This window comes from Nocardia sp. CS682 (genome assembly GCF_004634405.1).
GTDB lineage: Bacteria > Actinomycetota > Actinomycetes > Mycobacteriales > Mycobacteriaceae > Nocardia > Nocardia ninae.
Genome location: NZ_CP029710.1, coordinates 8,239,544 through 8,255,383, shown reverse-complemented (window position 1 = coordinate 8,255,383; position 15,840 = coordinate 8,239,544). Strand labels below are relative to the sequence as shown.

At 64.5% G+C, this 15,840-nt stretch carries 13 protein-coding genes; all 13 read left to right on the top strand.

The genetic code is table 11. The features are described from left to right. Positions 1 to 308 precede the first annotated feature (308 nt). The 13 genes from DMB37_RS37340 (at position 309) to mobF (ending at position 15,199) form a co-directional block, all read left to right on the top strand. Positions 309 to 1,472: a DUF4192 domain-containing protein gene (locus DMB37_RS37340; protein ID WP_135236737.1), complete on the top strand. Its 1,164-nt coding sequence runs from the start codon at positions 309 to 311 to the stop codon at positions 1,470 to 1,472. Further along, entirely contained in the window at positions 1,469 to 1,774 is a 306-nt protein-coding gene (locus tag DMB37_RS37335; protein ID WP_135236736.1) for a hypothetical protein, read from the top strand. Before DMB37_RS37340 ends, DMB37_RS37335 begins: the two co-directional genes overlap by 4 nt. A gap of 450 nt (positions 1,775 to 2,224) precedes the next feature. Next, a complete protein-coding gene (gene dprA / locus DMB37_RS37330) occupies positions 2,225 to 3,190 on the top strand; it encodes a DNA-processing protein DprA (protein ID WP_135236735.1) in 966 nt (321 codons plus the stop codon). Next, positions 3,187 to 3,726, top strand: coding sequence for a magnesium chelatase domain-containing protein (locus tag DMB37_RS42105; protein WP_135236734.1), 540 nt, complete (start codon positions 3,187 to 3,189; stop codon positions 3,724 to 3,726). The genes dprA and DMB37_RS42105 overlap by 4 nt, the downstream gene beginning before the upstream one ends. Then, entirely contained in the window at positions 3,665 to 5,077 is a 1,413-nt protein-coding gene (locus DMB37_RS37320) for a hypothetical protein (RefSeq protein ID WP_240771889.1), read from the top strand. The genes DMB37_RS42105 and DMB37_RS37320 overlap by 62 nt, the downstream gene beginning before the upstream one ends. Positions 5,078 to 5,133: 56 nt before the next feature. After that, positions 5,134 to 5,352 carry a hypothetical protein gene (locus DMB37_RS37315; RefSeq protein ID WP_135236733.1) on the top strand — a complete coding sequence of 73 codons (219 nt, stop codon included), beginning with the start codon at positions 5,134 to 5,136 and terminating at the stop codon, positions 5,350 to 5,352. Between the two features lie 77 nt (positions 5,353 to 5,429). Further along, positions 5,430 to 5,900, top strand: a complete 471-nt coding sequence (locus tag DMB37_RS37310; RefSeq protein ID WP_135236732.1) for a hypothetical protein — start codon at positions 5,430 to 5,432, stop codon at positions 5,898 to 5,900. Between the two features lie 77 nt (positions 5,901 to 5,977). Then, entirely contained in the window at positions 5,978 to 7,696 is a 1,719-nt protein-coding gene (locus DMB37_RS37305; protein ID WP_135236731.1) for a ParB/Srx family N-terminal domain-containing protein, read from the top strand. An 87-nt stretch (positions 7,697 to 7,783) separates the two neighbouring features. Further along, positions 7,784 to 8,656, top strand: coding sequence for a bifunctional DNA primase/polymerase (locus DMB37_RS37300; protein ID WP_167769059.1), 873 nt, complete (start codon positions 7,784 to 7,786; stop codon positions 8,654 to 8,656). 67 nt (positions 8,657 to 8,723) lie between these two features. Further along, positions 8,724 to 9,080 carry a YraN family protein gene (locus tag DMB37_RS37295; RefSeq protein WP_135236729.1) on the top strand — a complete coding sequence of 119 codons (357 nt, stop codon included), beginning with the start codon at positions 8,724 to 8,726 and terminating at the stop codon, positions 9,078 to 9,080. 282 nt (positions 9,081 to 9,362) lie between these two features. After that, a complete protein-coding gene (gene ssb / locus DMB37_RS37290) occupies positions 9,363 to 9,854 on the top strand; it encodes a single-stranded DNA-binding protein (RefSeq protein ID WP_135236728.1) in 492 nt (163 codons plus the stop codon). Positions 9,855 to 10,363: 509 nt separating this feature from the next. After that, positions 10,364 to 10,669 carry a hypothetical protein gene (locus DMB37_RS37285; protein ID WP_135236727.1) on the top strand — a complete coding sequence of 102 codons (306 nt, stop codon included), beginning with the start codon at positions 10,364 to 10,366 and terminating at the stop codon, positions 10,667 to 10,669. Positions 10,670 to 11,326: 657 nt separating this feature from the next. Next, a complete protein-coding gene (gene mobF / locus DMB37_RS37280) occupies positions 11,327 to 15,199 on the top strand; it encodes a MobF family relaxase (RefSeq protein WP_240772616.1) in 3,873 nt (1,290 codons plus the stop codon). Positions 15,200 to 15,840 lie beyond the last annotated feature (641 nt).

Here is a 15,840-nt window from a genome sequence, read left to right as displayed (position 1 = left end):
GGCATCGAGACGACGCCGAGCCTATCCACCGAACGTCCGACAAACTCCCCCTCCCGGCGCGTACACCCCCGGAGGGTTCTGCCACCGACTCGCGGTGTCCACCATTCGATCGACGCCTAGAAGAGCGCCTACACGCAGTGAGTCGTTGGGCGGCGGGCGGGCGCACTCTACGCCGGTGGCGACGGGGTCAAGGCGCGAAGAGCGTGCGCCTTGACGCCCGTCTGGCGCGCCACCGGCGTAGCTGGAGTGCGCCCGCCGCCCAACGACTCATTGCGAGGTCTAGGGGTGGGTTGATCGCTTGCCGCCCGGTGAGCGGCGACGAGCCGAACGGATTTCGGCTTGTTCGCGCCAATCCTGTTCTCAGCAAAGGAGTTACCGTGTCCTCCTCGCGCGCCTATATCGATGATCCCGGCGATCTCATCGCCGCGATTCCGGCTATGCTCGGCTTTCCTCCTGAACGGTCACTGCTCATCGTGGTGTTGACAGATTCAGCGTGTGATCCCCCGCCCCATTCCGCGCGTGTGTTCGCGGCCATGCGCTTCGACCTCGAGCCTCCCCCAAACCTGTGCGGCGAGCCCGCCGAAATCATTGCCGCTGCGGTCGCCAAGGTGTGCACCTCCGCTGAGTCGACCGAAGTCTTGGCGGTCGTGGTCGATGATCGCGCCACCGCCGCGAAAACCGGTCCTCACGCCGCGCTGGTCACCGGTCTCGTTCAATATCTCGCCGATGACGGGATCGGTCTGGAAGGCGCTTGGGCGGTTGCGGCAATCGAGCCGGGCTCGCGATGGTGGAGTCTGCTTGATCCCTCCTCCCAGGGCGTGGTCCCGGATCCGCAGTCCTCGGTGGTCACCGCAGCGATGAACGCTGAGGGGAAATCGGTGTACGCCTCCCGATCCGAGCTTGTTGCCTTGATACAACCGGATCACCAGGCAGCGGAACGGGTCGCGCGGTTGTTACCTACGGCGCAGGCCGAGGTCCGGCGCCGTGCCGCAGTGCCGCAGTGCGACGACAATCCTGGGGGTGGCACTCGCTGGGGCCTCGAGCGTGTGCTCGCGCTTATCGCCGCACACGATGCCGGTGCGCTGCCGACCGATGCTGAATCCGCTGAGTTCGCTGCCATGGTGGCTGATGACCGTGTCCGCGACGGCTTGATGTCGACGGCGCTGAGTAATTACGCACGTGCGGCGGAATCGTTGTGGACCTATCTCACTCGTAGCCTGCCGGTACCGGAACGCGCCGAGGCCGCGGTCTTGCTCGCCTACAGCGCCTATGTCCACGGAGACGGAGTCCTGGCCGGTATCGCGGTGCAGACGGCACTGGATGCTGCTCCCTACCATCGCTTCGCGATCCTTCTCGAGGGCGCGCTGGAAATCGGTTTGGACCCCTACAGCATGCGTCAGCTCGGCCGTAGCGGCGCCGAGATCGTGCGAGGTGTCGGCATCGAGATCGATTTGCCCGAGGACCCTTCATGACTCGGGTACCGAACTACGAGCAGTGGTTTCGAGCAATCGAGAATCGCCAAGCCCATCTGATGTGTTTCGAAGCCATCGGCTATGCACGCGGATATTGCGATGCCGCAGGTATTGGCTCTGGCGATGCCCTCGACTTCGGACGGGCCTACGCGGTCTTGGTCGCCTCGGACAGGTCACGACCTTCGATCGACGGTGCGTGGCGCAACTGGCGAGCCGGCCTCGATATCGAAACCGTCTCGAGCAGTGTCGAATCTGCCGGGAGCCTGTGCAAACGCCGCGAACACGGTTCGCCCCCAAGGTAATTCGCGACGCCCAGGCACGTCCGCCGCACGGGTTGGCCGGTGGTGTGGCGGGCGGGCGCACTCTACACCGGCGGTCCGCGTGGTCAAGCGTTGCTTGACCACGCTCAAACGCCGCCGGTGTCTGTGGAGTGCGCCCACCACCCCACCGGCCATCCCTGCCAGCTGGCTCACTCGCCGAACTCACACGCGCAACTGGCACATCCCCGTCCAGGGCCAGCCCGATGGAGATTCCCATTCCACTGGGCCACGTCAGGTTGCCTAGCAAAGGAGATACGACATGAATTCCCTATTGTCCGTGCATTTTTCGGTGACGATCAGGTTCGGTTTCACACACACCGTCGCTCACCCCCGGCCAGCCGGTCAGCGTCGAACCAGGCTCGGCGTACGCGCTCGGACCCGCGTCAGACAGCGTTGCGGCGTTCGTCTGTGGTCGTTGCCTAGGGCGCGGCGATGAGCGCCGATGCGCGGCGGCGGGCCTGGGCGTTACTGTCACGAGCGGCATCCGGTCCCTCTCGCCCGATACAGGCGCTGATCACACAGCTGGGTGTGGAGCAGGCCGCCGATGCTGTGGTGGCTGGAGATGTGCCGGTCGCCGTCGATCGTCGTGTACTCGAGCGCGGCAGCAGCTTTGATGCTGCGGCACGGGATCTTGATCGTCTACATCAGCTAGGTGGCCGGTTGATCACTCCCGACGATGACGAATGGCCCGCCTATCTGCTGCACATGTTCAGGTCCACCTGCGATGACCCGGAATTCGTTGCGCCGGTGGGATTGTGGGCGCGCGGCCCGGTGTCGTTGCATGTGGCGACCGATCGCGCGATCGCGGTCGTCGGCGCGCGGGCGAGCACCGAGTACGGAAACCATGTCGCAACTGAAGTGGCCCGTGACTTGGCTGCCCGTGGCTGGGCTATCGTCTCCGGTGCCGCATTCGGTATCGATGGAGTCGCTCATCGTGCCGCTCTCGCCGCGGATGCCGCGACCATCGCTGTGCTGGCGTGCGGGGTCGACCGGGCATATCCGACAGCGCATGCGCGGTTGCTGGAGCAGATCGCCGAGTCCGGGCTGATCCTGAGCGAGTACCCGCTCGGAATGGCGCCATCACGGGATCAGTTCCTGGCCCGGAATCGGCTCACTGTCGGGCTCTCCGACGCGGTGATCGCGGTCGAGGCGGGGCTCCGCAGCGGCAGCATCAACAGCGTCAGGTGGGCTAACCGGTTGCACCGTCCGGCCTTTGCGATGCCAGGGCCTGTCACGTCGGCGGCGTCGGCGGGTTGTCATCGCGTCATTGCCGATGGTCGTGCCCGCTTGACCACGTGTGCTGACGATGTCATCGCTGCTCTGGCTGCTAGGCCGTCGTGGACTGATCGCTCGACTGTGGGTGCTGGGCCACTGACGACCGAGCGAGGCATCCGATGAGCCGGGCGGTTGCGTGGTCGGTCACGTTGGGGAGTCAGAACGCGGAGCCGTTACCTGTGACCGCCACACTCGATGCCCCCTCGCCTACCAGTGCGGGATGTATGAATGTGACTCCGGAATGCCGGGATCGCGTACGGGCCGCGCTCTTCAACAGCGGCGAGGTATGGCCCAATGCCGTAGTGGGATTGTCGATACCGAGTGCTCCACAGCCCGCTGGGGTCGCCGATCTAGCAGTGGGTGTATCGGTCCTGGCGGCCAGTGGGGCGCTCCGTTCAGCACCTCTGGGCAAGATCATGTTCGCGGCCGCGCTCGGTCTCGACGGCTCGTTACGCGCTGTAGAGGGTACGTGGGCCGCATTCGATGCCGCGCCGCTGCTGGGCATCACCCACGCGGTCGTCCCGCAACTCCTGCTTTCTGAGTTCGGTACTTCGGCCGGAATCACTGTTGTCGGCGCAACGACACTGTCTGCAGTGCTTGCCTGGCTACGCGGGACCCGCGCACTGCCGTGCGCAGGCACCCATCGTTGGGGCCCGTAGCCAGCCGCCGCCAAATCTGAGCACCTGGCGATCCGTTGCAGCGCAAGCGATTCAGTGCGCAACGAATCTTGTCACGTTCGAAATTCTGTCCTCCATTGAACTGGAAGGTCTGCTCATGTCACATCCTGTCTTCATTCGTCATGCCGATTTCGGCGACATGCTCGCGCTGCTGCAACAGCAGCAAGCGACCAAAGTCGATGTCGTTGCGCCTGCGACGTCGCTGCGTGCCCGCGATGGCATGTTCGAGCTAGCCGGAGTTCCGCCAGTCATCGATGACCGCGGCGTCACCGACGTCGTCGGCCTTTACCTGCCCACGGCAGCCGCTGATTCTCAGATCGGTACCAAACTGAAGGTCCCCGTGGCGTATTTGCGCTGGCTACGTGAGGGCCGCCGTCTCGATCTCTACGACCACAACATCAACGGGCTGCTCCACGGCCCACTCGGTGCTCAGGTCGCACCCGATCCTGACGCCAGCTCGTATCTGTTGCGGCTGTTCACCTCTGGGCATCCGAGCCGGCCTGGAGTGCTGCGCGCGTTCTTATCGACCCGCTACGGAATCGTCGACAACCTCGACCTGCTCACCGCGGTCATGGACGGTATCCGTCAAGTCGATGTCGACGTCACGATCCGCTCGTGCGATCTGAGCGATTCCTCGATGCATTGCAAGGTCTACTCCCCGCAGGTCGCGGCACTGGCACCGCACTTTCTCGCCAACTACCGCAACCCGTTCAGCAACCCCGAACTCGAAGCCGACCGTCACCGCGTGGCCGGAGAGCTCGATCGGTGGCGGCCGATCGCCGCGCGCGAAGGCATGGGCTTCGCACCCGGCAGCGAACCGGTCATTGCCGCCGGATTCCGGTTCTCCAACTCCGAAACCGGACACCACGCCATCACCCTGAAACCAGAACTGGTGATCCAGATCTGCGGCAACGGCCTCTCACTACCGCTGTTCACCTACCGCAAGAACCACATCGGCGAAAAACTCGACACTGGCACCATCCGCTGGTCTCAAGACACCTACCGCAAAGAGCTTGCGGTCATCACCGCCAAGACGCGCGACAAGGTCAGCGAATGGCTGTCGATGGACTTTCTCAACGCCCGCATCGAGGAGCTAGAACAGCACGCCGGCGCTCCAGTCACCCAGCCGGACAAGACAATCGAGGTCCTGGGCAAGAAGCTGGGGTTCACCGAGGCCGAACGCACCGGCATCCTGTCCCACTTCATCGCCGGCGGGCAGCTCACCGCGGCCGGAATCGCCAACGCGGTCACCAGCTACAGCCAAACCGTCGCCGATCCCGACCGGGCCGACTCCCTCGACGATCTTGCCCTGCACGCCATAGGCCTGGTCTGAAAACCATTGCGGCTCTGCAGTTCTTCAATCATCACCCAACACAGGAGGTAATACCGATGACCGACACCATCACCCGGGAGGAACTTGATCGCCGAGCCCATTTCGGCGACGCCGGACCCACATCCGTCCTCGACGAGGCGGAACTGGCTCGGTGGCGTAAGCAATATCCGGACTGGAAGGGCAAATACTGGACCTACACCCCGGTCGGCGATAACGACCAGGTGCTGCGTGCGCACCCGATAAACGTCGCCGCCCGCCCCAAGGCCCGGCGATGAACCGCCATCCGTCGTTTCTCGGTCACCATCGCCGAGCAACCCGCCGCCGCACACCGAGGCCAAGGCCGGCGATCGCCTTGCCCAGTGCAGCACAGGTGATCGCGGCCAGCTCCCACGCCCGCACCACCTCCAACGGTCGCGATCCCGAAATCCTGCGTTTAGTAAGGGAATTGGCGGCCGTCAGTTGGCACAGTCACTACTTCGACTATCCCGGTGCGGGTTCGGCGGCGGATGTCGCGGCGATCGACCCGGACTTGACACACGAGCAAGTGTTGGTCGGGCTCGATCGTCACATCCGGCATCGGCTTCCGCATCGGCGCCGCCGCCGAGTGAAAGTGCATACCGAACCCCTGGCCATGGTCATCGACCGGCTCGTATCGCTCGCCATCACTCACGCCGTGCTCACGGTAGCCGGCGATCGCCGTGGCGGAGTCCGCGAACTCGACACCGCACTGGCCGATCTCGCGCTCGGCTACGACCGACTGGTGGCCGACCTACTCACGGGGCGCCGGCGCGAACCACGTTTCGCCATCAGCCGCGCGATCTGAAACAACCCATTTGGGTAGGCACCGGGCAGCAGCTATCTGCCCGGTGCCTACCTATCTCACGATAGGAGTACCCCGCAATGACCACCACCATCGACACACCCCAGGACACCGACCCCGGTGACAACACCAACCTACCGCCCGACGCCGATTCACCCATGCCCGAAACGAACGCCGAGGCGGCTTTCCTGGATCCGAACGATCTGGTGATCGCCGAAAACGTACGGCGCACTTTCGATCTCAACGACCACCCGAAATACACCGCCTCTATCAGTGAGCACGGTGTGCTGACTCCGATCACCGCCGACCGGATGCCCGATGGCACCATCGCGGTCCGTGACGGCCAGCTGCGCACCTTGATCGCGGTCGCGCTCGGGTTGAACCGGGTACCGGTGTGGATCACCGCCGCCGTCGATCCGGGCACTGCCGAAGCCGACATCGCCCGGATCAGCGATCAGATCACCGTCAACCACCACCGCATCCCGCTCACCGACGGTGATCGCGCCGCAGGTATCGCCCAGATGCTCGACCTCGGTGCCCCGGTCACCCGCGTCGTCCGGGACCTGCAAGCCGACCGGGATGAGGTCAAGCTCGCCGGGCGGGTCGGCCACTCCGAAACAGCTCGACGGACTGTGGACGAGCTTCAGCTCAGTTTGGAGGAAGCCGCCATTCTGGCCGACTACGACGTAGTCGGCGACACCGCCGCGGTGCAGCATCTCCTCAACACCCCACGCAGCATGTTCACCTACGAAGCGCGCCGCATCGCCAACCAACGCGAAGAACGCCGCCAGCTGTTGCAAGCATCGCTGCCCTACGCCGCAGCCGGATTCACCATCCTTACCGAGGACCCGGACACCGATTCCGCCGACGCAATTTTTATCCCCGCCCAGCGACTGTTGACCGCCGAGGATGAGCCGGTCGGCTTAGCGCAGATTCAGGCCGAACCCCAACGATGGGCGGTGTACTGCGACCTCCTGGAAGACGTCGCGACCGTCGACCGCGAAACCGGTGAACCGGTCGATCCCGACATCGTGGACTGGGCTACCGAACGCTACCCAGAGGCTGAACCCGCCGATGGCCTGCGCCACGCTCGCGAGGTCGAGCAACGAGAGCTCTGGGATGCCATCTACTACCTGCCCATCGACCAGCTCGATGCCACCGGTCTACATGAATTCATGGAGACCGTTCAACCCGAGGATGTCGTCATCGTCGGCGGTGGCGTTCAGCCTGAGGTCGATTCGGGTGAGGACTCCGCTGTCGAGTCCGATCCCGAGGCGGCCGAGAGGGCACGAGTAGCCGCCCAGCAGCGGGCCGAAGCGCGAGCCCGTGTCGCTGTGGAACAGCGTCAACGCGAACTTGCTGAGCAACGCGCGACCGAGCTCGACAAACTCGGCAAGGCCGCGATGGAGGCGCGACGCGAATTCCTCGTCAAACTGGTCTCCCGCAAAACCGATCCACCGCAGCAGGCGTCGATGTTCGTCCTCAAGGCCGTCATCATCGAGCCCGGTCTGCTCGACAGCCACGACGCCACCGTCCTCGCGATGGAGCTCTTGGGTGTCAAAGGATGGCGTTCCGAGCTGCTGGCCAGCCTCGACAACGCTCGCCCACCGCGCTGCCGGGTCGTGCTCCTTGCACTGGTCCTCGCTGCACACGAACTGCGTGCCGGCAAGAAGGCTTGGCGCTACAACGACGCCAGAGTCCAGCGTTACCTGGCCTTCCTCGCCGAGATCGGGCACACGCTGACCCCGATCGAACAAGTCGCCCTCGGCGATCGTGACCCCGACAGCATCGAAATCTGACCCTGCCTTCCCTATCTGCAGCGGCGCACGCCAACCACGGCGTGCGCCGCTGCTTTTCATCCCACCCCATCTTTCGAGGAGGATCCCGTGTCCGCGGCCAATCCGTTGCGCGAGGCTGCCCTGCAGGCTGCCGCACGTGGCTGGCATGTCTTCCCGCTGCGTCCCCACGCCAAAACCCCATCTCTCGAAGGCGACTGGGCTGCCCATGCCACCACCGACCCCGATCAGATCCGGGACTGGTGGAACGACAACCCCCGCCGAAACATCGCCATCGCCACCGGCCTCAGCGGCCTACTGGTCATCGACATCGACATCGAACACCGCCGCACCGGACCACAATCAGCCCCTCCAGCCGCCGAGAAACTGTTGTCCCGCCTCTCGGCTATCACTGGCGATTCGGCCAGCCTGCGCACCTTCGCCGTGCAAACCCCTTCCGGCGGAGCGCACTTCTACTACCACGCACCCACCGCACCCGAGCTCGGTTGCTCGGTGGGCCGCATAGCGCCCTCGATCGATTCCAGAGGCCGCGGTGGATATGTCGTAGCCGCAGGTTCACGCACCCGGGCAGGAACCTATCGGGTCATCGACGGACGACCGGTGGCCGAACTGCCCGCACCGCTGGTCGAGTTACTCGTTCCCCCCGCACCCCAGTCTTCGTCAAATCTGGCACCGGGGCATCCGAGCGCCTATCTCGCGGCGATCGTGGCCGATGAAACACGCCGGGTCGCCAACCCGGCCCCGCATACCCGCAACCTCACCCTCTTCGACGCGGCAGTCACGTTGGGCCGGCTCGTCGCCGCCGGCGAACTGACCGAACAGCACGTCCGCACCCAGCTAACTGCTGCCGCCATCAAACACGTGGGCATCGACGGCTTCACCCACGCCGAACTCGACCGCGCCATCACCAACGGTCTCGCCTACGGCGCACACCGACCCCGCTACCTCGCCTCAGACCGCTGAACCGACCTCGCAGTCCTTCAGAAAGACCAGAGCAGCCTTCGATTTCTCGCCGAAAGGACCCGCCACGATGAATCCTGATCCGACACCACAGACTTCACCCGACGAGCTCGTTGTCCAATATCTCACCGACGAGGGCATGAAGGTCCTCGCGCGCAATTGGCGCTGCGCGTATGGCAAGATCAGTCTCATCGCCGAAGACGCGGGTACCACCGTGTTCATCCACCTGCGGACCCGAGCCAGCCAGCCGTTCCAGGTGCCCGCCGAGGCAGTGACCTTCGCCAAACAACAACGCCTGCGCCGCCTGTCGTTGCTGTGGTTGGCCGAACAAGACGGTCCCTGGTGGCGCGTTCGATTCGACGTCGCTGCGGTGATCGTCGAACCTGGCCGCGAACCCGAAGTCCAATATTTCCGAGCAGCGTTTTGACCTGGTGTCCGAGGTGCTGTCGATCAGCCCCCACAGGGGATCAGAGCCGGGGCGGGTGAACCGGCGATGAACCTGCGCCGCGACGGGAGTGGACAAGCCTTCGCTGCGCTCAGGTCGCCTGCGGCGATCCCTACCCGCGCGGTGCAGAACCCCCGCCGGCCCTGCGGGCCGACCCCGTCCCTGATGGCAGAGCCGCAGATCGACAGCTCCTCCGGTCACCGACCGGGTTGGGGTTGTCGGTCCATTCCATTTCCGAGCAATCCACCCGTAAGGAGATCTGTCATGGCTGGAGACCTTTTCATCACCGTCATCGGGAACGTCACCGAGGACCCCGAACATCGGTTTACCCGCTCAGGTAAGTCGGTCACCACTATCTCGGTGGCGCAAAACGCCCGGATCTTCGACCGCCAGGCCAACGAATGGAAGAACGGCGACGTCGTGTTCATGCGCTGCGTTATCTGGGAGGACTTGGCCGAGAACGTGGTCGACAGTCTCCGTCGCGGCATGCGGGTGATCGTGTACGGCAAGTTGAAGCAACGCAGCTACGACACCGCTGAGGGCGAAAAGCGTCAGGTCACCGAACTGATCGTCGACAGCATCGGCCCCGACCTGCGCTATGCCGTGGCCAAGGTGGGCAAGATCGACCGCCGAGCAGTCGACCCTCGCGACACCGACCCCGCCCCGGAATCGTCTCACCAGCTTGACGCAGACACTGCGCCAGCTGATGACCGTGAACTCGTCGGCGTCGGCGCCGATGAGGAACCACCGTTCTGACGTCCATGTCGCTGGGCGGGAACACCATCGTGTCCCGCCCAGCGATCTGCCTCTTCTTCGTCGCGAGCCGGAACCTACGGTGAATCGCGACTTTCCACCGATCCCACTTGGAGGTGACCCGACATGATTACCGACCGAACTCTCCGCGCTGCTGCGTTCGGCGGCAACCACGCATCACCCACGGCCACCGCTGCCATCCCTTGGCTCTCCTGGCAGTCCGGCTCAAGTCCACAGCCTCTCAATACAGCTCCGTTCGCGCTGATCGTGATTCTCGAGGACCGCATCCGCGCTCTCGTGTACGACAACCGTGAGCTTCGTGCGCATCTACATCGGCTCACCGTCGCCCTCGACGACTGCCTCGACCGCGAATCCGCCCACGCCCTATGCCCACACCACGAACGACTCGTCCCGGCGATGGATTTCCCTCGCGCTATGGCAAACCGGTCGCTATCGCGGTGCAATGGACTGACCAAGCCTTCCTCGATTGCCACGCGATCGGAGGTTGATCGATGTCCCTGATCTGGCTCGTAGCACTCATCGCTCTCGTACTGCTGGTGATCTGGTGGCTGTTCCCCATGCTCGCCCGCATCCTCGGCTTCCTCATCGTCATCGATGCCCTACTGGGAATCGTGCTGTTTCCCGACTACGCCCTGCCGGCCCGTCTGCCCTGGCTCGCTGGCGGGTTCCTGCTGTGGTTGGCCGGGAACTGGGCGTGGGCCGTCAAGCACGGTGCGTGGGGATCCCGATTGGCAAGCGCGTTCTTCCGGCTCCCCGGATTGCGGCACCTGGTTCCCCGTTCGGTCCTGATCGACTAACTCGCGCTCCGACGGCGATGACGCGCGTCTTACTCTCCGCGGTGTCGCTGAGCGCTTCGGCCTCGCGGTCACTGCTGGCGCGTCGGCACGGCGCAGCCTCTTCAGTTCGGCCGTACCAAGTCCGGTGACCTCCAGCAACTGTGACTCGTCCATGCCGCGCTGTTCCAGGCTGTTCAACACCGCGCCCTGCGCAGCGTCGGCTTCGGCCGCGATCGCCTCGTATCGGATGATCGCGCTTCCGATCACTGCGTCGCGGCGCTGCGCAGCGCGCCGCAATCGGGCGGCGTGTTTGTGAAACTCGACCAGGTCCGCCTCGGCAGCCCTCGCCGCCCGCATCTGAGCCTCTAGCACTCCAGCCATCGCGCTGCGCGCCCGCTTACGCGCCGACACCTCCTGAGCACCCATCGCCACCTCCACTCCATCCCATGTCACACATCGCGCTGCGCGCGCGAGGCGCACGGGATTCATTCAACTCCATCTCTCGTTCATTCCCTTCCACAATCTCATCGAATTGTTACCAACACAATCCCTGCCATCATTCCTTTCCATTTCCCATATGGGTGCTATTTCTTCAAACTGCCACACCTCTTGCATCGTGATGCTACCGGCGAGTAATGAGAAATCGCCCTGCCGATTCGGCGCTATTTTCGAAATGTGATGACGATCCATCGATTGCATGCCGGCGATGGCTACCAGTACCTTACGAGTCAGGTGGCCAGCGGTGATCGGCTGCGGGATCGCACACGCGATCTCACCGACTATTACCTCGAGAGCGGCACACCACCCGGTATATGGCTCGGTACCGGTGCCGCCCGACTGGGCGTTTCAGGAAACGTCACCGAAGCGCAAATGCAAGCGCTATTCGGTGAAGGGTTACACCCGCAAGCGAATGCGATCATCGCTGCTGAAATCGCCGCCGGAAGGACCGCCAAGCACACGATCGAGTCCGCTGAACTCGGTACCAGCTTCTACGAATTCACCAATAAACCCTCACCCATCACCGACCTTCTCGCCCGCAACATCGACGCCTTCACCGGGCTCCACCGACGCCGACCGACCTGGGACGAGCGCACTGTCCTGCGGACCGACGCCGCTCGTGAACACCTCACCGTCACCCTCGGTCACGAACCCCAACGCGGCGAGATCGAAGCCACTCTCGCCGAGGAGAAGACCGACAGCCGCAAGGCCGTGGCCGGGTTCGATCTGGTCTTCACACCACCGAAGTCGATCTCAATCCTGTGGGGCCTGGCAGATGACGAACTCCGCCGTGCCATCTGGCGCTGCCACACCGAAGCCGTACACGAAGTCCTCGCATCGGCTCAATCCCAATGTGCCGTCACCCGCCGCGGTCACAACGGCATCCGCCAGATCGACGCCGAAGGGTTCGTGATCGTGGCGTTCGATCACTTCGACAACAGATCTGGTGACCCGAACCTGCACACCCATGCCGTCCTGTCCGGCAAAGTTCTCGGCTCCGATGGCAAATGGTCCGCCCTGGACGCGCGGCCGCTGTATGCCTCGGCAGTGTCGTTCTCCTCCCGCTACAACGCCACCATCATCGGCAAAGTCCGACGCCAGATCGGTTTCCGGTGCGAGGAACGCAGCCGGGGCCGCGGCAAGCAACCCGTGCTCGAAGTGGTGGGCATCACCGACGAGATGATCGCCGAGTTCTCCCGCACTCCCGACATCATCGCCCGCACCGAAAAACTCGTCGCCGACTACCGCACCCGCCACGGCCGCAACCCCAGCACCAAGACCCAGTACCGCCTCGCCCAACAAGCAACCCTGCAGACCCGCCACACCAAACCACTCCCGAAAACGTTGCGGGAGATGATCACCGAATGGGATGCACGGATCCGCTGCTTCCTCGGCGACGGCCGCAATGCGGTCCGGTTCACCCGCGACCTCCTGCACTCACACACCCACCCGACAGCCCGCACCGACGTCGATCCAGCACACATCGCCATCGCAGTCGGCGTCGAACTCGGCGGGCCCCGCGCGCTCCTCGACAGTGCTCCCGGGCAACTCGACGAATGCACCGACCGCCACCTCCAAGCGGCTGCCTTCCCCACGCCCACTGCACGGGCTAGAGCCGCTCACGATGTCCGACAGCTGCTGTCCCCGTATCCGGATCTCGGGCTCCTGGACCAGCTTTCAGCTGCGCACACCGCGCGGCTGCGCACCTTGTGGGCACCAGACCGGATAGCTCGCGACGTCGCCGATACCGTCGCACGGCGCCGAGCAACCTGGACCGAAGCCAACATCCGCTCCGCGGTCGAAGATCGCCTCGCCGCCATCGAGTTCCCCACCGACACCGCCCACCGCGCCGCCGTCGAACACATCACCGTGGCAGTGCGCCACCAGTACAGCATCCAACTCACCGTCGACCCCGACCCCACCCCCGCCGCGCTCGCTCGCCGCGACGGCCACAGCGTATTCACCCTCACCGGCGCCACCCGCTACACCTCCCATGCCGTTCTCGACGCCGAAAACCGGCTACTCGAATCCGCACGGACCCCCACCGCTGAAGCAATCTCACCTGGACTTGTCGACGCCGCGATCACAAAGATCAGAAAACAAGATCGACTGATTCTCAACGAGGGCCAACGCGAGATCGCGCGCTACTTGTGCTGCTGCGCAACCGAACTCGCCGTCGCGGTCGGGCCCGCCGGCACCGGCAAAACGACCGCGATGAAAGCTGTCGCCACCGCTTGGCGAGCCTCAGGGCGCGTGGTGATCGCCCTCGCGCCTTCCGCGTCCGCGGCGCGTGAACTCTCCGCCGCCCTCGCTATTCCGGCACACACCATCGACCGACTCCTCACCCAAGCCGCCTACGGCATCCCCACCGGCATCACCCCCGCCACGATGCTGCTCATCGACGAAGCATCGATGGTCGCCACCGCAGACTTCGACGCCGTGCGCGCCCTGGCCCGCACCCACGGTGCGATCCTTCGCGGAATCGGTGACCCCGAACAACTCCCAGCCGTCGAAGCCGGCGGCATCTTCCGCACCCTCGCCCGCGACACCCGAGCACCCCAACTCCGCGAAGTCGTCCGCTTCACCGACCCCGACGAAGCCGACGCCACCCTGGCCGTTCGCGCCGGAAACATCGACCACGCGTGGGAGTTCTACAACGGCCACGGTCGCGTCACCTCCGGGATGAGCGACCAACTCCGCACAGCCATCCTGACCGAACATCTCGATGACACCGCGGCCGGAATCTCCTCGATCATGATCGCCGCCACCCTCGACGACGTCTCCGCACTCAACACCGCGACCCAAGCCCACCACATCTGCACCGGCCATATCGACACCAGCAAAGGCCGAGTCCGACTGTCCGACAACCACGCCGGCTATGTCGGTGACATCGTCATTACCCGACTCAACAACCCGCGCCTGCGCATCGCCGGCGGAATCCGCCATACCACCCACATCGACAATGGCGACCTCTGGCGAATCCACACCATCCACCCCGACGCAACGATCACCGCGATCGGCACCAACCATCGCGGCAGCGTCCACCTGCCCGCCGACTACATCCGAGAACACGTCGAACTCGGCTACGCCACCACCGTCCACCGCGCCCAAGGCATCACCGTCCGCCGCTGCTATGTGCTCATGAACGACATCCTCGGACGCGCCCTGGCCTACGTCGGGCTCACCCGCGGATCCGAACTCAACCGCATCTTCCTCGCCACCGACACCCTCATCGACCCCACCGGCAACCAACAACCCGACGACCCGACCGAACCCCGCACCATGTTCGCTCGCGTCCTGGCCCGCGAAGACGACAACCTCTCCGCCATCGACGTCATCCGCGCCGAACAAACCGCCGCCGACCACCGAACCCGCACCGCCTACAACCACGCCTACCAGCTACTCGCCGACGCACGAAGCACCTATCTTCTCGAGCGCGCACTACCGGTGGCGCTCTACCGCGACGCCACACGATCACCGAAATATCAGCAGCTACTCGACACCGTCGCACTCGCCGACGCTCACGGTCTCGACTCCTGCGAGCTCGTCGCCGCGATTGCGACCGACAATTATCGAGACCTCGGCGAATCCCTTGCCACCGCGAGCGACACCGCCGCAGTTCTGCGCTCCCGCGCCGACACCTGGATCCACAACCATCGCCAGGTCGCCCCGCCAGCAATAGCTACAGCCCGCATCGACACACTCACCGACCTATCCCCGCAGACAGCGGCCGCACTCCTCGCAGGGATCAACACCCGCACGATCCTCGGTCTACCGCACCGCAAATTCCGCGCTCTTCACGACTCTCCGGGCCGCGATAGAGCTCTGCGCCTACCCACGCGCCACCCCGGAATGGACATCGAACTCGCCAACTACGCCGAACAACTTCGAAATCGCATCCTCACAGCCGAATCGGTGGCACTGGCACCTCACAGCGCCACCGCACCTTTCACCGCAGCCGAAGCGACCCGCACGCGCACTCTGAGACAACACCGGTGGCGTGGACGCCTGCCCACCTCACCGCCGCCGAACCCTATTCGACGCGGGCGCTAAACGGACGACCGGCCACTCGACGGGTGAGGAGCGACTGCAGGCGGCAGGCGGGCCACCTCAGCAGTTCGGAAAACGACCGTTGGACGGACGCGAACAAGATCAACTATCCCGAACTGTTTTCGCTGGCCGAGGTGTTCCGGAAATTCGTTCATCAGCGGGTGGAGATTCCAGTTTATGAACGATCTGGGAGGTTGCGATGGCGATGATCTGTCTGGTGCGGGTCAGCACGAGCAAGCAGGAGACTCAGTGCCAGCACGATGGCCTCGACCCGATATGCACGAAGGTGTCTGAGGAGAAAGTCCCGTGGGAAGCTACGCGTCGCCGACCGCCCTGGCCTCCAAGCCGCCCTCGAATACATGCTCCCCGGTGACTGCGACATGATCAAAAGTAGCGTTCGGTGCGCTCCCGGGCGGCGATGCCACACAGGATCTTCACCGAGATGCCTTGCTAGAACAAGTCGTTGAGCACGATCAGTCCCTCGAGGAGGTTGCGGTCGAGTCGGTCGGCTTCCAGGGCGGTCATCCCCGACCTGGCGCTCGCACTCGCCGAGGACCGGCGACGCGACATCGTCCGCAAGACCCCGACGAACCCCTCGCGATCGTCATCGACCGGCTGGCCTTTGTTTCACCGACCCGCGCGCA